The organism is Streptomyces sp. DSM 118878 (assembly GCF_052936595.1).
This window is the reverse complement of sequence record NZ_CP193622.1, coordinates 4,505,078-4,524,827: the sequence shown is the minus strand read 5'-3', so window position 1 is coordinate 4,524,827 and position 19,750 is coordinate 4,505,078. Positions and strand designations below refer to the sequence as shown.

Sequence of the window (19,750 nt, the reverse complement as noted above, 5' to 3'; positions counted from 1 at the left end):
GGACGACACCGCGCGCGGCGACATGAGCGACAAGGACCTCCTCGCCCGCCATGTGGCCGGCGACAAGGACGCCTTCGGTGAGATCGTCCGGCGCCATCGCGACCGGCTGTGGGCCGTGGCCCTGCGCACCCTCGGGGACCGCGAGGAGGCGGCCGACGCGGTGCAGGACGCCCTCGTCTCCGCCTACCGGGCGGCGCACACCTTCCGCGGGCAGTCCGCCGTGACGACGTGGCTGCACCGCATCACCGTGAACGCCTGCCTCGACCGTGCCCGCAAGGCGGCCTCCCGCAAGACCTCTCCGATCGACGACACCGAGCGTCTTGAGCAGCTCCTGGAGCCCGAGGAATCCGCGGCCGCTCCGGTCGAGCGCGGCGACCTCCACCGGGAGCTGGTGGAGGCGCTGGGCACCCTCCCGCACGACCAGCGAGCCGCCCTCGTCCTGGTCGACATGCAGGGCTATCCGGTGGCCGAGGCAGCACGGGTCCTCGATGTCCCCAGCGGCACCGTCAAGAGCCGCTGTGCCCGAGGCAGAGCCAGACTTCTGCCGCTCCTCACCCACCTGCGTACGGAGACGCGCGCGCGGGGAGCCGAGAGCGGCGACGGCAGCGGGAGCGAGAAGCCCGCGACGGAAAGGAACCGGACGCAGGGGACATCCGTCCCACCGGCAGCGGGACCACGAGATGCGGGCCCGAGCGACGCAGCACCGCGAGATGCGGGACCGAGCGACGCGGGATCAAGCGATGCAGGACCAAGCGATTCAGCTGCCGTGAAGGGCGGAGGTGGGCGAGCGTGACAGCCACGACCGACTCGGCCGGGCACCCGGAGGTCACCGAGATCTCCGACCTGACCGAGGGTCTCCTTTCTCCGTCGCGCACGAGCGCCGTGCGACGGCATCTGGACGGCTGTGAGCTCTGCGCCGACGTCTACGCCTCGCTGGAGGAGATCCGCGGCACACTCGGCACCCTGCCGGGGCCGTCGCGCATGCCCGCCGACATCGCGGGCCGCATCGATGCCGCGCTGGCCGTCGAGGCGCTGCTGAACTCCACGACGCCCGACGCCCATGGCTCCGGGGACCCGGACACAGCGGCATACGAGCCCGCCGCGGAGTCCTCCGCCCCGCCCTCCGCCGCGCATGTTTCACGTGAAACGTCGCCGGCCTCAAGCACGGGAACACCGGCCGATCGCCCTGCCGGGCGTCCGCGTGCCGCCACCGGCCCCGGACGAGGGAAGCAGCCCCGTCGCTCCCGCCGCCGCACCGCCGTGTTCGGAGCCGTCTTCACCGCGGCCGCCATCGGCCTCGGCTCCCTGCTGATGCAGACCTTGGGCGACGACGGCGGAACATCCGCCAATGCGGGGCGGCACGACTCGGCGGACTCCATCTCCAAGGAAGGGCTCAAGGGGCAGGTGGCCGACCTTCTCGCCAAGAACTCCACCAAGGAGTCGGGCCGCGAGAAGTCGGACGGTTCCCAGCGGTCCTTCGGGCCGCGCTCCAGCCCGGAGTCCCCGGAGGACGCCCCGATGCGCGCGACCGCGGCCCACGTGCCGGAATGCATCCAGCGCGGCATCGGCGACCGGACCCCCCTCGCCGCCGAAGAGGGATCGTACGAAGGCAAGCGCGCCTACCTCGTCGTGGTGCCGCATGACTCCGACGCCACCCAGGTGTCCGCGTACGTCGTCGACGCCGCCTGTGTGGGCAAGTCCTCACCCCCGGCGGGCAAGGTTCTGCTGACGCACTCCTACCCTCAGGGCTGACAGCCGAGGGCTCTTGTGGCCGACCGCACTCTCCCGGCCCCGACTTGCTCCCCTACGCGTGGACACGACCGGGAATGCATGCCCCGTAGGATCCGTTGGGTGGGGTGAGAGTCCTGAGACGGGCCCCCACCAGGAGTACGCAGCAGTCCCCAGAGACGAGGAACCAAGCCGTGACCGACGTCCGTAACGTGATCATCATCGGCTCCGGGCCCGCCGGCTACACGGCGGCGCTCTACACCGCGCGCGCGTCGCTGAAGCCGCTGGTGTTCGAGGGCGCCGTCACCGCCGGCGGTGCGCTGATGAACACCACCGAGGTGGAGAACTTCCCCGGCTTCCAGGACGGGGTCATGGGTCCTGAGCTCATGGACAACATGCGCGCCCAGGCCGAGCGCTTCGGCGCCGAGCTCGTGCCGGACGACATCGTCGCCGTCGACCTCAGCGGCGAGATCAAGACCGTGACGGACACCGCGGGCACCGTGCACCGCGCGAAGGCCGTCATCGTCACGACCGGCTCCCAGCACCGCAAGCTCGGCCTGCCGAACGAGGACGCCCTCTCCGGACGCGGCGTCTCCTGGTGCGCCACCTGTGACGGCTTCTTCTTCAAGGACCAGGACATCGCCGTGATCGGTGGCGGTGACACCGCGATGGAGGAGGCCACCTTCCTCTCCCGCTTCGCCAAGTCCGTGACGATCGTCCACCGTCGCGACAGCCTGCGCGCCTCCAAGGCGATGCAGGAGCGCGCCTTCGCCGACCCGAAGATCAAGTTCATCTGGGACAGCGAGGTCGCCGAGATCAAGGGCGAGCAGAAGCTCTCCGGCCTGACGCTCCGCAACCTCAAGACCGGCGAGACGGCCGAGCTGCCGGTGACCGGCCTCTTCATCGCCATCGGCCATGACCCGCGCACCGAGCTCTTCAAGGGTCAGCTCGACCTGGACGACGAGGGCTACCTGAGGGTCACGGCCCCCTCGACCCGGACGAACCTCACCGGAGTCTTCGGCGCCGGTGACGTCGTCGACCACACCTACCGTCAGGCGATCACGGCCGCCGGCACCGGCTGCTCCGCCGCCCTCGACGCCGAGCGCTACCTCGCTGCTCTCGCCGACAGTGAGACGGCCGCGGCCGCCACCGTCTGACCCTCTCTTCCCACCGCATCAAGTTAAGGAGACTGCCGTGGCCGGCACCCTCAAGAACGTGACCGACGCCTCTTTCGAGGAGGACGTCCTCAAGAGCGACAAGCCCGTACTGGTGGACTTCTGGGCCGCCTGGTGCGGCCCGTGCCGTCAGATCGCCCCGTCCCTCGAGGCGATCGCGGCGGAGCACGGCGACAAGATCGAGATCGTGAAGCTCAACATCGACGAGAACCCCGGGACGGCCGCCAAGTACGGCGTCATGTCCATCCCGACCCTGAACGTGTACCAGGGTGGCGAGGTCGCCAAGACCATCGTCGGCGCCAAGCCGAAGGCCGCGATCGTGCGTGACCTCGAGGACTTCATCGCCGAGTAGTCAGTGGCGATGTTTCACGTGAAACACGAATGGACCAGTCCCTCCGGGGGCTGGTCCATTCGTGCGTTGTGATGCGTCGGGTCGTGCGATGTGATGCGACGGGTCAGAGCGGTCGAAGCACGGGTTCCTTCTGCACCGCGCCCAACAGCCGGTCCAGCGCCATCTCCACGTCCTCTTTCCACGACAGTGTCGTCCGCAGCTCCAGCCGCAGCCGCGGATGGCTGGGGTGCGGGCGGACCGTCTTGAAGCCCACCGCCAGCAGGTGATCCGCGGGCAGCACACACGCCGGCTTCTCCCACCGTGCGTCCCCGAAGGCTTCGATGGCTTTGAAGCCCCTGCGCAGCAAGTCCTTCGCCACCGTCTGGACGATCACGCGTCCGAGCCCCTGCCCCTGATACCCGGGCATGATCCAGGCCGTCATCAACTGCACGGCATCCGAGGAGACCGGGCTCGTGGGGAACGCGGTCGAGCGCGGGACATACGCGGGAGGGGCGTAGAGCACGAATCCCACCGGCAGATCGTCGACATAGACGACTCGGCCGCAGGACCCCCACTCCAGCAGGACGGCGGAGATCCACGACTCCTTCTCCAGCTCCGCGGTCCCGGCCTTTACCGCGGCTTGGCCGCTGACCGGGTCGAGCTCCCAGAAGACACAGGTGCGGCAGCGCGTGGGAAGGTCCGGGAGGTTGTCCAGCGTGAGCGGTACGAGCCGACGCCCCATGAAGGCGAATCCTCACTTTCCACGCCCGCTGCGCCGCGGGCGGCTGTCAGAGCTCCGCGTTCCCTGAGCAGGCTGCCGACGAAGCCGCCGACCGCTCCCAGCCCCAGGCCCGCGGTCATCAGTCCGGTGCGGCTCACCGATCGCATGGCCCCCGCCTCTCCTAAGAGGTGCCGTCAGGTGAATGTGCCATACCTGTACGCATCGTATCCGCGATGAGATTGCATCTAAACCGTAAGAAAGCAAAGAGCGGGCGGCGTTCCGGCACAGACCGGACACCGCCCGCTCTCGCGGTGGCTACCCTGCTGACTCAGTCCTCGTCGTCCCCCGAAGGCTCCTCCGAGTCCTCGGCCGACCCATTCTGGAGGACGGGGCCCTCGCCCGGCGCCAGGGTGCTCAGGATGCGCTCCAGGTCCTCGAGAGAGGCGAAGTCGACGACGATCTTGCCCTTCTTCTGACCCAGGTCGACGCGCACCCGCGTCTCGAAACGGTCGGAGAGCCGCGTGGCCAGCTCGGTGAGGGCCGGCGAGACCCGGGCACCGGCCCGCGGCCCCTTGGCCTTCGGAGCGCTCTGCGGCCGTGAGCCCATGAGGGTCACGATCTCCTCCACGGCACGGACCGACAGCCCCTCGGCCACGATGCGGTGAGCGAGGCGGTCCTGCTCCTCCGAGTCGTCCACCGAGAGCAGGGCCCGGGCGTGACCCGCGGAGAGAACCCCCGCGGCCACCCTGCGCTGCACCGCCGGTGAGAGCTTCAGCAGCCGCAGCGTGTTGGAGACCTGCGGGCGGGAACGGCCGATACGGTCCGCCAACTGATCATGCGTGCAGTTGAAGTCCTTGAGTAGCTGGTCGTAGGCGGCAGCCTCTTCCAGAGGATTCAGCTGTGCTCGGTGAAGGTTCTCCAGGAGGGCGTCCAGGAGGAGCTTCTCGTCGTCCGTGGCACGCACGATCGCCGGGATGCGCTCCAGGCCCGCCTCACGACAGGCCCGCCAGCGCCGCTCGCCCATGATGAGCTCGTAGCGCGTGGGGCCCATCTGGCGTACGACGACCGGCTGGAGAAGCCCGACCTCCTTGATGGAGGTGACGAGCTCGGACAGCGCGTCCTCGTCGAACACCTCGCGCGGCTGCCGAGGGTTGGGGGAGATGAAGTCGATCGGCAGCTCGGCGAAGTACGCGCCCGCGACGGGCGCGGTCTCCGGCGTCGGCTCCGCGGCTTGCTGATGCTGCTCCTCTGTTTCACGTGAAACAGGGTTCTGCTCCGTTTCACGTGAAACGGAGTTCCGCGAAAGCGCGGTCACCTTCGCGGCCGCCACGCCGCGCTCGGCGGTGAGCACGGGCACGGCCGACGGCGAGACCGTGGCTCCCGTCGTGCTCTGTGGAACCTGCTTCTCCGTAGGGGCTGCGGGGATCAGGGCGCCAAGACCCCGACCCAGTCCTCTCCGTCGCTCGCTCACTGCATCCCCTCCGTCATGCTGTGCTGGTCGTTCCGGGTGCCCATCTGTGGGGCGTGCTGGACCTCGTAGCGAACCCCGACTCCGCGCAGCGCGATCTCGCGTGCCGCTTCGAAGTAGGAGAGGGCGCCACTGGATCCCGGGTCGTAGGTGAGCACCGTCTGGCCGTAGCTCGGCGCCTCGGAGATACGGACCGACCGCGGAATGCTCGTCCGCAGGACCTCCTCGCCGAAGTGGCTGCGGACCTCCTCGGCCACCTGCGAGGCGAGGCGGGTTCTGCCGTCGTACATGGTCAGCAGGATCGTCGACACATGCAGGTTCGGATTGAGGTGTCCCCGGACCAGGTCGACGTTGCGCAGAAGCTGTCCGAGTCCTTCCAGCGCGTAGTACTCGCACTGAATGGGGATGAGGACTTCCGCGCCCGCCACCAGAGCGTTGACCGTCAGCAGACCCAGGGACGGCGGGCAGTCGATGAGGATGTAGTCCAGCGGCTGCTCGTACGCCTGGATCGCCCGCTGGAGCCGGCTCTCCCGTGCCACCAGCGACACCAGCTCGATCTCCGCACCGGCGAGATCGATGGTGGCCGGGGCACAGAAGAGCCCCTCGACGTCCACCACCGGCTGGACGACATCGGAGAGCGGCTTGCTCTCGACCAGCACGTCGTAGATGGAGGGCACCTCGGCGTGGTGATCGATGCCGAGGGCTGTGGAGGCGTTGCCCTGAGGGTCGAGGTCCACCACCAGAACGCGTGCGCCGTGCAGAGCGAGCGAGGCGGCGAGATTGACGGTCGTCGTTGTCTTGCCCACCCCGCCCTTCTGGTTGGCGACCACCATGACGCGGGTCTGCTCAGGACGCGGCAGGCCTTCGCCCGCGCGACCCAGGGCTTCTACCGCCAGTTGGGCAGCACGACCGATGGGTGTGTCGTCCATCGGGGGCGGTGTTTCACGTGAAACATCCTCCCCCGCCGATTCGGTACGGGGGCCGGGGACCGGATCGGTCATCGGTCCCGCGATGTTGGCGTCGGACCGCAAGGATTCACTCTCCTCGACATCAGGCTCGCAATGAACAGAGCCTCCCATGCTTTCAGGGTCATGAACCAGCGAGGCCCGGTCTTCTGTGGACGAATCCACCTCTGTGGACAACTCCGTTCCCCTATCGAGGGAGCCGAGTGGTCGGCGGTCGCGAGGTTCCGCAGCGCGGCCGCGATTGATGATGCCATGCAGCAGTGAGCGACGTTTCACGTGAAACACGATGCACGGCAGCCGGGGTGCCGCTGGTGCGACACCCCGGTGTGCGTACGTATGGCGGCGTCGCCGACAGCGCCGACCGCTCCCGACCGTCCCGGCGGTCCCGGCGGTCCCGTCAGCGGCGTCGCCGCACGCGACCGGTCCTGGCCGCCTTGGCGCGCTTCGCGGCGAAGCGCACACCGCCGGGGCTCTCCCCGACCTCGACGCGCACGACGGTGGCCCGCGGGTCCACCACGCCCTCGCCGACGTGGAGGACCGAGGTGTCCACCGCCCCGAGCTTGCTCAGGGCGGACCCTGCCGCCTTGACCTCTTCCTCGGCGGTGTCGCCCTTGAGGAGCAGCATCTCGCCGTACGGCCGCAGCAGGGGCACGCCCCAGGCCGCGAGGCGGTCCAGGGGAGCGACGGCCCGGGCCGTGACGACATGGACCGGCGGCAGCTTGCCGAGGACTTCCTCCGCGCGGCCCCGCACGACCGTCACGTGGTCGAGGCCGAGCAGCTCGACGACCTCGGTGAGGAAGTTCGTGCGCCGCAGCAGGGGCTCAAGGAGCGTGATCTTCAGGTCCGGGCGGACGAGAGCGAGCGGGATACCGGGGAGCCCGGCGCCGGAGCCGACATCGCACACGGTCACGTTCTCGGGCACGACCTCGGACAGCACCGCGCAGTTGAGCAGGTGCCGCTCCCAGAGTCGGGGCACCTCGCGAGGGCCGATCAGGCCACGCCGCACTCCCGCCTCGGCGAGCAGCTCCGCATACCGGACGGCGTCCGGAAAGCGATCGCCGAATACAGTCCGGGCCTCTTCAGGCGCCGGGGGGAGTTCCGCTGCCTCCGTCACGGGGACCGTCCTTCCGTACCGCACTGGGGTGGCTGACTATCGGGCTGACAAAGATCGGCCCCGCCTGCGAACAGACGGGGCCGGAGGGTATGGCGGTGCCGCTCAGGCGGGGAGTACGACGACGAAGCGCTGCGGCTCCTCGCCCTCGGACTCGCTGCGCAGACCGGCGGCCTTGACCGCGTCGTGCACGACCTTGCGCTCGAACGGCGTCATGGCCTTGAGCTTGAGCGACTCACCGGAGCTCTTCACCTCGGCCGCGGCCTCGGCGCCGAGCTCAGTGAGCTCCTCGCGCTTCTTGGCACGGTAGCCCGCGATGTCCAGCATGAGGCGGCTGCGGTCACCGGTCTCGCGGTGCACGGCGAGACGCGTGAGCTCCTGGAGCGCCTCCAGGACCTCCCCGTCCCGGCCGACCAGCTTCTGCAGGTCGCGGGTCGCGGTGTCACTGATGATCGAGACAGCGGCCCGGTCGGCCTCGACGTCCATGTCGATGTCGCCGTCAAGGTCGGCGATGTCGAGCAGACCCTCGAGGTAGTCCGCCGCGATCTCCCCCTCCTGCTCGAGGCGGGTGAGAGTGTCGCCGGCCTCGGCCTCGATCTCGGCCTCGATCTCAGCCTCGGCGGAGGTGGTGGTGCCTTCCGTCACGGGAGGGGCTCCTTCTACTTCTTGGAGGACGGGTGCTTGGGCCGCTGCTGGCCCTTGCGCTGCTGTCCCGACTTGGCTTTGCTGCGGGTACCGGAGCCGGGCTTGTTGCCCGTCGTGCTGCTGCCCGCCGGCGTGGTCTTCGGGGCAGCGTCCTCGGGCTCGTCCTGGGCCTTCTCCAGCGACATCTTGGGCTCCGCCTCGTCGTCCCCCTTGGTGGCGCCCTGCGATGTGGCGGACTGGCGCTTGGCCTTGCTCTGCCGCTTGGGCTGCTGGCGCTTGGGGCCGCCCGCGGGGGTGCCGCCCTCTTCGCTGTCGGCGACGACCGTGGTGTCGCTCTCCACCACGGTGCCGTCGGCCTGGGCCACGAGGCCCGCCTTGGTCAGACCGTTGATGAATTTGCGCTCGAACTCGTTGCGGTCCCGGCCCTTGGCGACGATCGCCTTGATGACGTTCGTGTTGCCGCGCCCCCGCACCTTCTTGTTGTGCGTGATCTGCTTCTGAAGGCGCTCCAGGAACGAGGCCTGAGCCTTGGAGCCCGGCGTCGGGTTCCTGCGGATGACGAACATCTGCTGGCCCATGGTCCACACGTTGGTGGTCAGCCAGTAGACGAGGACACCGACGGGGAAGTTGATGCCGAAGACGGCGAACATGATCGGGAAGACGTACATCAGCATCTTCTGCTGCTGCATGAACGGCGTCTTGACCGTGGTGTCCACGTTCTTCGTCATCAGCTGGCGCTGAGTGAAGAACTGCGAGGCCGACATCAGGATGATCATGATCGCGGTGACCACGCGGACGTCCGTCAGCGTGGCGCTGAGGGAGGCGACCTTGTCGGCGCTGTCGGTGAACTTCGCGGCGAGCGGTGCGCCGATGATGTGCGCCTTACGCGCGCTCTCGAGCAGCTGATCGTCGATGACGCCGATCGTCTTGCCCGTCGCGATGCCGTTCAGCACGTGGTACAGGGCGAAGAAGAACGGAGACTGCGCCAGGATGGGAAGGCACGAGGAGAGCGGGTTGGTACCCGACTCCTTGTACAGCTTCATCATCTCTTCGGACTGGCGCTGCTTGTCGCTCTTGTAGCGCTCCTGGATCTTCTTCATCTCGGGCTGGAGCGTCTGCATCGCCCGAGTGGCCTTGATCTGCTTCACGAAGAGCGGGATCAGACAGATGCGGATCAGGATCACCAGGGACACGATGGAAAGGCCCCAGGCCCAGCCCGTGTCGGGACCGAAGATCTTCCCGTACACCGAGTGGAACTGAACGATGACCCACGAAACTGGTGTCGTGATAAAGCTGAAGAGACTGGCAATCGTGTCCACTAATCAGGCTCCTTGAGCATGGGACGGGGTCTCGGTCTCGGCGGCCGTGTCCGGAGGGAGAACCCCGGTCGGCGCGCCTGCGGCGGAGGTCCCGCCCTTGCGCCCGCGCCATGAGGCGCGCAGCATCTCGTGCCACCGCGGACGCTTGCGCGGCGGCACATGGTCGACACCACCGAGCGACCACGGGTTGCACCGCAGGATGCGCCATGCCGTCAGCGCCGTTCCCTTGAGCGCACCGTGCCGGTCGATGGCCAGGTAGCCGTAGCGGGAACACGACGGGTAGTACTTGCACACCGGGCCCAGCAGCGGACTGATCGTCCACTGATACAGCTTGATCAGGGCCAGCAGCGGGTACTTCATCGCGCGCCCCCTCCCAGCAGCCGCTGCAAGGCGGTGTCCAGGTCTCGGGCCAGCTGTGCATGGTCGGCGTCGCCCGCTCCGGGCAGCGCTCGTACGACTACCAGGCTACCGGGGGGCACGGAGGCCAGCCGGTCGCGCATGAGATGGCGAAGCCTTCGCTTCACCGTGTTCCGTACGACCGCGTTGCCCACGGCCTTGCTGACGACGAAACCCGCACGTGTCGGGGGAAGGGTCTCCCCAGGCACGTGCGGGTCCGTTGCGCCGCTGCGTAGATGGACGACGAGAAGCGGGCGTCCGGCCCGGCGTCCTCGGCGTACCGCGGTCGCGAAGTCTTCGCGCCGCCTCAGCCGATGCTCGGTAGGCAGCACGACGTCATGACCTGACTGTTATCAGGCGGAAAGGCTGGCGCGACCCTTGCCACGACGGTTCGCGAGAATCGCGCGACCGGCACGGGTGCGCATCCGCAGGCGGAAGCCGTGGGTCTTGGCACGACGACGGTTGTTCGGCTGGAAGGTGCGCTTGCTCACTCGGGGGCTCCAGAAATGATCGTTTGGTGGCGGGACATCGCCTGGCTGTCACCGTGCGCCCACGAGAAGCTCGCGTATACGCACCGAGTGCACCGCTTCACAATCACAGATCGTGATCTTTGCCCATCGGAGGCAGGCGGCAGCAGCCATCGACAACTCGACCTGGTCACGGTACGCGGGGCTGCGCCATGCGGTCAAACCGGCCTTTGGGGGGAGACACTGTGCACAGCCTGTGGACAACAACTTGAACCGCAGCCGTCGCCCTGACTACCGTGGCTCAACTCCGATTCGTTCCCTTCCACCTCCCCATCCCGATTTCCATCCCCGGAACCACACCTTCGTGGGACCCCGTGAGAGAGCGTGCCCTGTGGCTGATGTACCTGCCGATCTTGCCGCAGTGTGGCCACGAGTTCTGGATCATCTGCTGGGGGAAGGGCGCGGGCAGGGCGTCGAGGCGAAGGACGAGAGGTGGCTGCGCAGCTGCCAGCCACTGGCCCTGGTCGCCGACACCGCTCTCCTGGCCGTCCCGAACGAATTCGCCAAGGGCGTACTCGAAGGCCGGCTCGCGCCCGTGGTCAGCGAGACACTCAGCCGCGAGTGCGGCCGTCCGATCCGCATCGCGATCACCGTCGACGACTCGGTCGGCGAACCGGCGGGCCCGATGCAGCAGCCCGGCCAGCACCAGCAGCAGCACCACCAGCAGCAGCAGCAGCAGCACTACGACGAGCACGAGCTGCCGGCCTCCGGCCAGGGACGCGACGCGTACGACAGCTACGGGCGCCGCCCCTCGGACGAACACCAGAACGGCCCCCGCTCCGACCAGCAGCTGCCGACCGCACGCCCGGCCTACCCGGACTACCAGCGTCCGGGCCCCGGAGCATGGCCGCAGCACCAGCAGCACCAGCAGCAGAGCGACTACGGCTGGCAGCAGCCCCGCCTCGGCTTCCCCGACCGTGATCCGTACGCGAACCCGGTGCAGCAGCCGCAGCGCGACTACCGCGGCCAGCCGTCGCACGAGCGCTCCCCCTATGAGCAGCAGCGCGAGCAGCAGGACCGGCGTGAGCGCCACGACATGTCCGAACCGCCCGGCGACCACCGCGGCGGCGGGCACGGCGGTGGGCACGGCGGCCACGGCGTGCACCGGGGCGGCCCCGTCGGGCCCACCTCGTCGAGCGGCGCCCCCGGCCCACTGGCCGCGCAGCCGGCGCCCGCGACCGGGCCGGGCGAGCCCACCGCGCGACTGAACCCCAAGTACCTCTTCGACACCTTCGTCATCGGGGCGTCGAACCGCTTCGCGCACGCGGCGGCGGTGGCCGTCGCCGAGGCGCCGGCCAAGGCGTACAACCCCCTCTTCATCTACGGGGAGTCCGGGCTCGGCAAGACGCACCTGCTGCACGCCATCGGGCACTACGCCCGCAGCCTCTATCCCGGCACGCGCGTGCGCTACGTGAGCTCGGAGGAGTTCACCAACGAGTTCATCAACTCCATCCGCGACGGCAAGGGCGACAGCTTCCGCAAGCGCTACCGCGAGATGGACATCCTGCTCGTCGACGACATCCAGTTCCTCGCGGACAAGGAGTCGACGCAGGAGGAGTTCTTCCACACGTTCAACACGCTCCACAACGCGAACAAGCAGATCGTGCTCTCCAGTGACCGGCCGCCCAAGCAGCTCGTCACCCTGGAGGACCGGCTGCGCAACCGCTTCGAGTGGGGTCTGATCACCGACGTCCAACCGCCCGAGCTGGAGACGCGTATCGCGATCCTCCGCAAGAAGGCGGTGCAGGAGCAGCTCAACGCGCCCCCGGAGGTGCTCGAGTTCATCGCGTCGCGGATCTCGCGGAACATCCGTGAGCTGGAGGGCGCGCTGATCCGCGTCACGGCGTTCGCCTCGCTCAACCGTCAGCCGGTGGACCTCGGGCTCACCGAGATCGTGCTCAAGGACCTGATCCCCGGCGGCGAGGACGCGGCCCCGGAGATCACGGCGACGGCCATCATGGCGGCGACCGCCGACTACTTCGGCCTGACGGTGGAAGACCTGTGCGGGTCCTCCCGCAGCCGCGTCCTGGTGACGGCACGCCAGATCGCCATGTACCTGTGCCGGGAGCTGACCGACCTCTCCTTGCCGAAGATCGGCGCACAGTTCGGCGGCCGCGACCACACGACGGTCATGCACGCGGACCGCAAGATCCGCGCGCTGATGGCCGAGCGGCGCTCGATCTACAACCAGGTCACCGAGCTCACCAACCGCATCAAGAACGGCTGACGTACGCGGCGGCACGCCGTCGAGAAGCGCCCCCGGGACGACTCCTGGGGGCGCTTTTCCGTGCGCCGAGCCCCGTCCGACCGCACACCGCCCTCGTACGAGGAGCCCTCGCTGTTCGATTTCCCCAGCTCAGGGCCGGGTTCTCCACAGATGTGCGAACTTTCTCGCTTCCACAGCCTGGGGACCGGGAAGTTGTCCAGACGCTGTCCACAGGCGGCGCGACTGAGAGATCATCAGACCAGGTCAAGTGGTTGGGGATTCGTGGACAAAAGTTCTCCACACCCTGTGGACAGTTTTTTCGTCCACAGGGTGTGCACGACGTTGTCCACCGTCGGCCCACAGGCGCGGGCCGGTTGTCCCCAGCTTTCCCCAGCTTCTCCACACGGCTGTCCACTGTTCGGCAACGCGACGCGCCTTCTCACCGGGTCGAGTGAAAGGCGTCACACCGAGGTGGTCGGTTGCCCTGTGGGGAAGCCGGGTAAAACTGGGGATGACGCTGGGGAGAAGTGGCCCTTGCCTGTGCACCGGTTGTGCAGAACTTTCGCCCGTCCACAGAAACCCCTGGTTATCCACGGGTGCCGCCCACAGGCGCGGTGGATAAAAAACCGGGCCTGACCAGCGCTTTCGCGGTTATCCACGGTTTCCACAGCCCCTACTACTACTGACAACTAGAGAGACCTGGGAAACCGTTTCGAAGTGGGGCCTGTGCACAACTCGCGCTCCGAGGCTCCAAGACCGCTCGGCACGACTTGACCCCGACAGGCACCGACTGTCAGTGCGGTGCGTCAGACTGTTCCCCGGTGTCCTTCCCACGGCATGGCTGAGAGACACCGAGTCAGACGACGAGGGCCACAGGTCCAGCGGGCGAGAGCAGCCAGCAACAGCAGGAGGGCGGCTAACGGTGAAGATCCGGGTTGAACGCGACGTACTCGCGGAGGCGGTGGCCTGGGCGGCACGCAGCCTCCCGGCCCGGCCGCCAGCGCCTGTCCTCGCGGGCCTGCTGCTGAAGGCCGAGGAAGGCGCACTGAGCCTGTCGAGCTTCGACTACGAGGTCTCGGCCCGCGTCTCGGTGGACGCGGAGATCGACGAAGAGGGCACGGTCCTCGTGTCCGGCCGACTGCTCGCGGACATCTGCCGCGCGCTCCCCAACCGCCCGGTGGAGATCTCCACGGACGGCGTGCGGGCGACGGTGGTCTGCGGCTCCTCGCGATTCACACTCCACACGCTTCCCGTGGAGGAGTACCCCGCGCTGCCGCAGATGCCGACCGCGACGGGCACCGTCCCCGGTGAGGTCTTCGCCTCCGCCGCCGCGCAGGTGGCCATCGCCGCGGGCCGCGACGACACGCTGCCCGTGCTGACCGGCGTACGCATCGAGATCGAGGGCGACACGGTCACCCTGGCCTCCACCGACCGCTACCGCTTCGCGGTCCGCGAGTTCCTGTGGAAGCCGGAGAACCCCGACGCGTCCGCTGTGGCGCTCGTGCCCGCCAAGACGCTCCTGGACACCGCCAAGGCCCTCACGAGCGGCGACACGGTCACCCTGGCGCTCTCCGGGTCCGGTGCGGGCGAGGGCCTGATCGGTTTCGAGGGCGCGGGACGGCGCACGACGACGCGTCTGCTCGAGGGCGACCTGCCGAAGTACCGCACGCTGTTCCCCACGGAGTTCAACTCGGTGGCCGTGATCGACACCGCCCCCTTCGTGGAGGCCGTCAAGCGTGTGGCCCTGGTGGCCGAGCGGAACACCCCGGTGCGGCTCAGCTTCGAGCAGGGCGTGCTGATCCTGGAGGCCGGCTCCAGCGACGACGCACAGGCTGTGGAAAGGGTCGACGCGCAGCTCGACGGCGACGACATCTCCATCGCGTTCAACCCGACGTTCCTGCTCGACGGCCTGAGCGCGATCGACTCCCCGGTCGCCCAGCTGTCCTTCACGACCTCCACGAAGCCCGCGCTGCTGAGCGGCAGGCCGGCCGCGGACGCCGAGGCGGACGACGCCTACAAGTACCTGATCATGCCCGTACGTCTGAGCGGCTGAGCCCACAGGTGTGAGCGTGCGTCCGGGCGTAGGCTCGGACGCGGGTACGAAAGTGCCCGTAACGCCACGTCGCTAGTGAAGGAACCTCTGATGGAGCTCGGTCTCGTCGGCCTTGGCAAGATGGGCGGCAACATGCGCGAGCGCATCCGCCGCGCAGGTCACACCGTCATCGGATACGACCGCAATCCGGATCTCGCGGATGTCCACAGCCTGGAAGAGCTTGTGGGCGAACTCAAGGGCCCCCGGGTCGTCTGGGTGATGGTCCCGGCCGGGGCCGCGACCCAGGCCACCATCGACGAGCTCGCCGAGCTCCTCCAGCCCGGGGACGTCGTCGTGGACGGCGGCAACAGCCGCTGGACGGACGACGAGAAGCACGCCGAGGAGCTGAAGGCCAAGGGCATCGGCTTCGTCGACTGCGGCGTCTCCGGCGGCGTCTGGGGCCTGGAGAACGGCTACGCGCTGATGTACGGCGGCGAAGCCGACGACATCGCGAAGGTCCAGCCGGTCTTCGACGCCCTCAAGCCCGAGGGTGACTTCGGCTCCGTGCACGCCGGCAAGGTCGGCGCGGGCCACTTCTCGAAGATGGTCCACAACGGCATCGAGTACGCCATGATGCAGGCCTACGCCGAGGGCTGGGAGCTCCTGGAGAAGGTCGACTCCGTCACGGACGTGCGCGAGGTCTTCCGCTCCTGGCAGGAGGGCACGGTCATCCGTTCCTGGCTGCTCGACCTCGCGGTCAACGCCCTGGACGACGACGAGCACCTGGACAGGCTGCGCGGCTTCGCGCAGGACTCCGGGGAGGGCCGGTGGACGGTGGAGGCCGCCATCGACAACGCCGTGCCGCTGCCAGCGATCACGGCCTCGCTCTTCGCCCGATTCGCCTCGCGCCAGGACGACTCCCCGCAGATGAAGATGATCGCCGCGCTGCGCAACCAGTTCGGCGGCCACGCGGTGGAGTCCAAGAGCGAGCACTGATCCACAGCCTGTGGGGAACTCCAGCGGTTTCCCACAGGCCACGAAGCAAGTGAAGTAGGCCGGGGGAGGTCGGCGAACACCATGCACGTCACGCATCTCTCGCTGGCCGACTTCCGCTCGTACGCCCGGGTCGAGGTCCCTCTCGATCCGGGCGTCACCGCGTTCGTGGGGCCCAACGGCCAGGGCAAGACCAACCTCGTCGAGGCCGTCGGCTACCTCGCCACGCTCGGCAGCCACCGCGTCTCCTCGGACGCGCCGCTCGTCCGCATGGGCGCCGAGCGCGCCGTCGTGCGGGCCGCGGTCCGGCAGGGCGAGCGCCAGCAGCTCATCGAGCTCGAACTCAACCCCGGCAAGGCCAACCGCGCCCGTATCAATAGATCCTCGCAGGTCAGACCGCGTGACGTACTGGGCATCGTGCGTACGGTCCTGTTCGCCCCCGAGGATCTCGCGCTGATCAAGGGCGACCCCGGTGAGCGGCGGCGATTCCTGGACGAGCTGGTCACCGCGCGCTCCCCGCGCATGGCCGGCGTCCGCTCCGACTACGACCGGGTGCTCAAGCAGCGCAACACCCTGCTGAAATCGGCGGCCCTCGCCCGGCGCCACGGCGGGCGGTCCATGGACCTGTCCACGCTCGACGTCTGGGACCAGCACCTCGCGCGCGTGGGCGCCGAGCTGCTCGCCCAGCGGCTCGACCTCATCTCGACGTTGCAGCCGCTCGCCGACAAGGCGTACGAGCAGCTCGCGCCCGGCGGCGGCCCCGTATCCCTGGAGTACAAGCCGTCCGCGCCCGGCGAGGGCCACACGCGCGAGACGCTGTACGAGCAGCTCATCGCCGCCCTCGAAGAGGTCCGCAAGCAGGAGATCGAGCGCGGCGTGACCCTGGTCGGCCCGCACCGCGACGACCTGCTGCTCAAACTGGGCCAGCTCCCCGCCAAGGGTTACGCGAGCCACGGCGAATCCTGGTCGTACGCCCTGGCGCTGCGCCTGGCCTCGTACGACCTGCTCAGGGCCGAGGGCAACGAACCGGTGCTCATCCTGGACGACGTCTTCGCGGAGCTGGACACCCGCCGCAGGGAGCGGCTCGCGGAGCTGGTGGCCCCGGGCGAGCAGGTCCTGGTCACCGCCGCGGTCGACGACGACGTCCCCGGCGTCCTCGCCGGCACGCGGTACGTGGTGTCGGACGGCGCGGTGGACCGCGCATGAGCACCGAGGAGCCCGCCAAGGGCGACGCCGCGGACCCGGGGGCGCCCAAGCCGCCCGAGCCCTCCGGCGTCGACCTCGCCAGGGTCGCCCTGCGGGCGGCGAAGGAACAGGCACGCGCGCGTGGGGACGCCGCCCAGCAGAAGAAGCAGGCGCGCCGCGGCGGTCTGCGCTCCGGGGCCCGGTCCGACGGACGTGACCCGCTGCCGCTCGGCTCCGCCATCAACCGTCTGATCACCGAGCGCGGCTGGGAGACCCCGGCGGCGGTCGGCGGCGTCATGGGCCGCTGGCCGCAGATCGTCGGCGACGACCTGGCCAAGCACTGTGAGCCGCAGAAGTACGACGAGGACGAGCGCGTCCTGACCGTGCAGTGCGACTCGACGGCCTGGGCGACGCAGCTTCGCCTCATGGCCCCGCAGATCGTCGCGCGCCTCAACGAGGACCTGGGCCACGGCACCGTCCGCCTCATCAAGGTGCTCGGTCCCCAGGGCCCCTCGCACCGCTTCGGACCCTTGCGCGCCCCGGGAAGCACGGGCCCCGGGGACACCTACGGCTGAGGCCGCCGGGGGCGGTAGCTGGGGGTTGAAGGACCGAAGCGCTGAGTGCCGCTGTGAGCCCTTTGGAGCCCCGTTCCGTATATGGGGAGTCGGCCGAGTCCCGTTCAGGACGGCACATGCGGACTCAGGTACCGGCAAACCCCCATCACTGTCAGCGCTACCGGTAGACTGGGAGCTAATCCCGCCCCACTTGTGGGTCGCACCGAGCAACGCTGACTATCGCTGAACGACGCAGCCGCTCCGGCCACGGCCGGGAGCTTGGCTTGTGCTGTGCCAGAAAGGGCGCTTCGTGGCCGATTCCGGCAACCCCAACGAGAACATCCCGTCCACCGCCGCCGGCGTCACCAGCGAGGCTCCGCCCTCGTACGACGCCAGCGCGATCACCGTCCTCGAGGGTCTGGACGCGGTCCGCAAGCGACCCGGCATGTACATCGGCTCCACCGGTGAGCGCGGTCTGCACCACCTCGTGCAGGAAGTCGTCGACAACTCCGTGGACGAGGCGCTGGCCGGTCACGCGGACTCGATCGACGTCACGATTCTCGCCGACGGCGCCGTCCGCGTGATCGACAACGGCCGTGGCATCCCGGTGGGCATCCACCCCGTCGAGAAGAAGCCGGCCGTCGAGGTCGTGCTCACCGTGCTGCACGCGGGCGGCAAGTTCGGCGGCGGCGGTTACGCCGTCTCCGGTGGTCTGCACGGCGTCGGTGTCTCCGTCGTGAACGCCCTGTCCACCAAGCTCTCCGTCGAGATCTGGACCGAGGGCTACCGCTGGACGCAGGACTACAAGACGGGTGCCCCGACCGCCCCCCTGGAGCGGCACGAGGCCACCGACCAGACCGGTACCTCGGTCACGTTCTGGGCCGACGGCGACATCTTCGAGACCACCGAGTACTCCTTCGAGACGCTCGCGCGGCGCTTCCAGGAGATGGCCTTCCTCAACAAGGGCCTGACGATCAAGCTCACCGACGAGCGTGAGTCGGCCAAGGCCACGGTGGGCGCCGACTCGGCCGAGGCGAGCGACGACGAGGCCGCCGAGGCCCGCACGGTGACGTACCACTACGAAGGCGGCATCGTCGACTTCGTGAAGTACCTCAACTCCCGCAAGGGCGAGGTCATCCACCCCACCGTCATCGACGTCGAGGCCGAGGACAAGGAGCGCATGCTCTCGGCCGAGATCGCCATGCAGTGGAACTCGCAGTACACCGAGGGCGTGTACTCCTTCGCGAACACCATCCACACGCACGAGGGCGGTACGCACGAGGAGGGCTTCAGGGCCGCGCTGACGGGCCTGGTCAACCGCTACGCGCGCGAGAAGAAGCTGCTGCGCGAGAAGGACGACAACCTCACGGGCGAGGACGTCCGCGAGGGTCTGACGGCGATCATCTCGGTCAAGCTGGGCGAACCCCAGTTCGAGGGCCAGACGAAGACCAAGCTGGGCAACACGGAGGCCAAGACCTTCGTCCAGAAGGTCGTCCACGAGCACCTCACGGACTGGTTCGACCGCAACCCCAACGAGGCCGCGGACATCATCCGCAAGGGCATCCAGGCCGCCACGGCCCGTGTCGCCGCCCGCAAGGCCCGCGACCTGACCCGCCGCAAGGGCCTCCTGGAGACGGCGTCCCTGCCGGGCAAGCTGAGCGACTGCCAGTCGAACGACCCGACCAAGTGCGAGATCTTCATCGTCGAGGGCGACTCGGCCGGTGGCTCCGCGAAGTCCGGCCGTGACCCGCAGTACCAGGCGATTCTGCCCATCCGAGGCAAGATCTTGAACGTCGAGAAGGCGCGCGTCGACAAGATCCTTCAGAACCAGGAAGTGCAGGCGCTGATCTCGGCCTTCGGCACCGGTGTGCACGAGGACTTCGACATCGAGCGACTCCGCTATCACAAGATCATCCTGATGGCGGACGCCGACGTCGACGGCCAGCACATCAACACGCTGCTCCTGACGTTCCTGTTCCGCTTCATGCGGCCGCTCGTCGAGCACGGGCACGTCTACCTGTCGCGTCCGCCGCTCTACAAGATCAAGTGGAGCCGGGACGACTTCCAGTACGCGTACTCCGACCGTGAGCGCGACGCCCTGGTGGAGATCGGCCGCCAGGCCGGAAAGCGCATCAGGGACGACTCGGTCCAGCGGTTCAAGGGCCTCGGCGAGATGAACGCCGAGGAACTGCGCATCACGACGATGGACCAGGAACACCGCGTGCTCGGCCAGGTCACCCTGGACGACGCGGCACAGGCCGACGACCTCTTCTCGGTGCTGATGGGAGAGGACGTCGAGGCACGGCGCTCGTTCATCCAGCGCAATGCCAAGGACGTCCGCTTCCTCGACATCTGAGTCGGCCCGGACAAGCCGCACCTCGAAAGGACTTTGAC

19 protein-coding genes are annotated in these 19,750 nt (G+C 68.7%); 10 read left to right on the top strand and 9 right to left on the bottom strand.

Annotated elements, in window-relative coordinates; translation table 11 throughout:
* Positions 1-22 precede the first annotated feature (22 nt).
* From sigM to trxA, 4 genes are all read left to right on the top strand, one after another.
* Complete coding sequence (sigM, locus tag ACRAKF_RS20110; RefSeq protein ID WP_447042073.1) at positions 23-793, top strand: RNA polymerase sigma factor SigM; 771 nt, start codon at positions 23-25, stop codon at positions 791-793.
* A complete protein-coding gene (locus ACRAKF_RS20105) occupies positions 790-1,752 on the top strand; it encodes an anti-sigma factor family protein (protein WP_447038560.1) in 963 nt (320 codons plus the stop codon). Before sigM ends, ACRAKF_RS20105 begins: the two co-directional genes overlap by 4 nt.
* Positions 1,753-1,922: 170 nt before the next feature.
* On the top strand, positions 1,923-2,885 hold the full coding sequence (trxB, locus tag ACRAKF_RS20100) for a thioredoxin-disulfide reductase (protein WP_447038559.1): 963 nt from the start codon (positions 1,923-1,925) through the stop codon (positions 2,883-2,885).
* A 37-nt stretch (positions 2,886-2,922) separates the two neighbouring features.
* Entirely contained in the window at positions 2,923-3,255 is a 333-nt protein-coding gene (trxA, locus tag ACRAKF_RS20095; RefSeq protein ID WP_447038558.1) for a thioredoxin, read from the top strand.
* Between the two features lie 103 nt (positions 3,256-3,358).
* On the opposite strand, the gene ACRAKF_RS20090 is transcribed toward trxA, so the two are convergent.
* From ACRAKF_RS20090 to rpmH, 9 genes are all read right to left on the bottom strand, one after another.
* Entirely contained in the window at positions 3,359-3,976 is a 618-nt protein-coding gene (locus tag ACRAKF_RS20090) for a GNAT family N-acetyltransferase (protein ID WP_447038557.1), read from the bottom strand.
* A gap of 307 nt (positions 3,977-4,283) precedes the next feature.
* Positions 4,284-5,426 carry a ParB/RepB/Spo0J family partition protein gene (locus ACRAKF_RS20085; protein ID WP_447038556.1) on the bottom strand — a complete coding sequence of 381 codons (1,143 nt, stop codon included), beginning with the start codon at positions 5,424-5,426 and terminating at the stop codon, positions 4,284-4,286.
* Positions 5,423-6,502: a ParA family protein gene (locus tag ACRAKF_RS20080; RefSeq protein ID WP_447038555.1), complete on the bottom strand. Its 1,080-nt coding sequence runs from the start codon at positions 6,500-6,502 to the stop codon at positions 5,423-5,425. The genes ACRAKF_RS20085 and ACRAKF_RS20080 overlap by 4 nt, the downstream gene beginning before the upstream one ends.
* A 283-nt stretch (positions 6,503-6,785) precedes the next feature.
* Entirely contained in the window at positions 6,786-7,502 is a 717-nt protein-coding gene (gene rsmG / locus ACRAKF_RS20075) for a 16S rRNA (guanine(527)-N(7))-methyltransferase RsmG (protein WP_447038554.1), read from the bottom strand.
* Between the two features lie 102 nt (positions 7,503-7,604).
* The gene (locus ACRAKF_RS20070; protein WP_447038553.1) at positions 7,605-8,144 is read right to left on the bottom strand and encodes a Jag family protein; all 540 of its coding nucleotides are present in this window, start codon (positions 8,142-8,144) and stop codon (positions 7,605-7,607) included.
* 14 nt (positions 8,145-8,158) lie between these two features.
* Positions 8,159-9,463: a membrane protein insertase YidC gene (gene yidC, locus ACRAKF_RS20065; RefSeq protein WP_447038552.1), complete on the bottom strand. Its 1,305-nt coding sequence runs from the start codon at positions 9,461-9,463 to the stop codon at positions 8,159-8,161.
* A gap of 3 nt (positions 9,464-9,466) precedes the next feature.
* Positions 9,467-9,823: a membrane protein insertion efficiency factor YidD gene (yidD, locus tag ACRAKF_RS20060; RefSeq protein ID WP_447038551.1), complete on the bottom strand. Its 357-nt coding sequence runs from the start codon at positions 9,821-9,823 to the stop codon at positions 9,467-9,469.
* The gene (rnpA, locus tag ACRAKF_RS20055; protein ID WP_447038550.1) at positions 9,820-10,191 is read right to left on the bottom strand and encodes a ribonuclease P protein component; all 372 of its coding nucleotides are present in this window, start codon (positions 10,189-10,191) and stop codon (positions 9,820-9,822) included. Before rnpA ends, yidD begins: the two co-directional genes overlap by 4 nt.
* A gap of 21 nt (positions 10,192-10,212) precedes the next feature.
* A complete protein-coding gene (rpmH, locus tag ACRAKF_RS20050) occupies positions 10,213-10,350 on the bottom strand; it encodes a 50S ribosomal protein L34 (protein WP_006381191.1) in 138 nt (45 codons plus the stop codon).
* A gap of 367 nt (positions 10,351-10,717) precedes the next feature.
* On the opposite strand from rpmH, the gene dnaA reads away from it, so the two are divergent.
* The 6 genes from dnaA to gyrB all read left to right on the top strand — a co-directional run bounded on the left by dnaA (position 10,718) and on the right by gyrB (position 19,712).
* A complete protein-coding gene (dnaA, locus tag ACRAKF_RS20045; RefSeq protein ID WP_447038549.1) occupies positions 10,718-12,613 on the top strand; it encodes a chromosomal replication initiator protein DnaA in 1,896 nt (631 codons plus the stop codon).
* 901 nt (positions 12,614-13,514) lie between these two features.
* Positions 13,515-14,645 carry a DNA polymerase III subunit beta gene (dnaN, locus tag ACRAKF_RS20040; protein WP_447038548.1) on the top strand — a complete coding sequence of 377 codons (1,131 nt, stop codon included), beginning with the start codon at positions 13,515-13,517 and terminating at the stop codon, positions 14,643-14,645.
* Positions 14,646-14,735: 90 nt separating this feature from the next.
* Complete coding sequence (gene gnd, locus ACRAKF_RS20035) at positions 14,736-15,620, top strand: phosphogluconate dehydrogenase (NAD(+)-dependent, decarboxylating) (RefSeq protein ID WP_447038547.1); 885 nt, start codon at positions 14,736-14,738, stop codon at positions 15,618-15,620.
* Positions 15,621-15,701: 81 nt separating this feature from the next.
* The gene (recF, locus tag ACRAKF_RS20030; RefSeq protein ID WP_447038546.1) at positions 15,702-16,823 is read left to right on the top strand and encodes a DNA replication/repair protein RecF; all 1,122 of its coding nucleotides are present in this window, start codon (positions 15,702-15,704) and stop codon (positions 16,821-16,823) included.
* Entirely contained in the window at positions 16,820-17,377 is a 558-nt protein-coding gene (locus ACRAKF_RS20025) for a DUF721 domain-containing protein (protein WP_447038545.1), read from the top strand. Before recF ends, ACRAKF_RS20025 begins: the two co-directional genes overlap by 4 nt.
* A gap of 265 nt (positions 17,378-17,642) precedes the next feature.
* Complete coding sequence (gene gyrB / locus ACRAKF_RS20020) at positions 17,643-19,712, top strand: DNA topoisomerase (ATP-hydrolyzing) subunit B (RefSeq protein ID WP_447038544.1); 2,070 nt, start codon at positions 17,643-17,645, stop codon at positions 19,710-19,712.
* Positions 19,713-19,750: the final 38 nt, after the last annotated feature.

Excerpts from the sequence above, each read along its gene's own strand:
- sigM (WP_447042073.1), top strand. The coding sequence starts at position 23 with ATGAGCGACAAGGACCTCCTCGCCCGCCATGTGGCCGGCGACAAGGAC.
- ACRAKF_RS20090 (WP_447038557.1), bottom strand. The coding sequence starts at position 3,976 with ATGGGGCGTCGGCTCGTACCGCTCACGCTGGACAACCTCCCGGACCTT.
- ACRAKF_RS20080 (WP_447038555.1), bottom strand. The coding sequence starts at position 6,502 with ATGGGAGGCTCTGTTCATTGCGAGCCTGATGTCGAGGAGAGTGAATCC.
- yidD (WP_447038551.1), bottom strand. The coding sequence starts at position 9,823 with ATGAAGTACCCGCTGCTGGCCCTGATCAAGCTGTATCAGTGGACGATC.
- gnd (WP_447038547.1), top strand. The coding sequence starts at position 14,736 with ATGGAGCTCGGTCTCGTCGGCCTTGGCAAGATGGGCGGCAACATGCGC.
- recF (WP_447038546.1), top strand. The coding sequence starts at position 15,702 with ATGCACGTCACGCATCTCTCGCTGGCCGACTTCCGCTCGTACGCCCGG.
- ACRAKF_RS20025 (WP_447038545.1), top strand. The coding sequence starts at position 16,820 with ATGAGCACCGAGGAGCCCGCCAAGGGCGACGCCGCGGACCCGGGGGCG.